The organism is Oleiphilus sp. HI0117 (genome assembly GCF_001635235.1).
Window position 1 is genome coordinate 1 of sequence record NZ_LWGA01000264.1, and the last position, 531, is coordinate 531.

Below are 531 nucleotides of genomic sequence, written 5' to 3' on the forward strand. Positions count from 1 at the left end.
TGGGAATTCCGTTTGGCGGAAGGCGAAGGCGAAGATCTTAAAGCAGGTGACGCACTTAATGCGACAGTCTTCGAAGTTGGTCAGATTATTGATGTAACTGGTCAGTCTAAAGGTAAAGGTTTCCAGGGCGGTATTAAGCGTTGGAACTTTGGCATGCAAGATGCGACGCATGGTAACTCGTTGTCACACAGATCAAACGGTTCAATTGGTCAGTGTCAGACGCCAGGTCGTGTTTTTAAAGGCAAGAAGATGTCAGGTCACATGGGTGCTGAACAAGTTACTGTTCAGAGCTTAGAAGTCGTTCGTGTAGACGCAGAACGTAACCTTTTATTGATTAAAGGTTCTGTTCCTGGTGCTACTGGCGCGGACATCATTGTCAAGCCAGCACAGAAGGCATAGGGGGCGTCATGGAATTAACAATTACTGGTTCTGGAAATTCAGTGGCTGTATCTGAAGCTACGTTTTCTCGTGAATTTAATGAGTCTTTGGTTCATCAGGTTGTCACTGCATATATGGCAGCTGCCCGCCAGG

1 protein-coding gene and 1 pseudogene are annotated in these 531 nt (G+C 46.5%); both read left to right on the forward strand.

What is annotated here, in order from left to right; all coding sequences use genetic code 11:
* Window positions 1-399: 50S ribosomal protein L3 (rplC, locus tag A3757_RS03285; protein ID WP_068739169.1), on the forward strand; the 399-nt coding region annotated here is incomplete at its 5' end.
* Between the two features lie 8 nt (window positions 400-407).
* A pseudogene (rplD, locus tag A3757_RS03290) lies at window positions 408-531 on the forward strand (50S ribosomal protein L4); the annotation flags it as partial.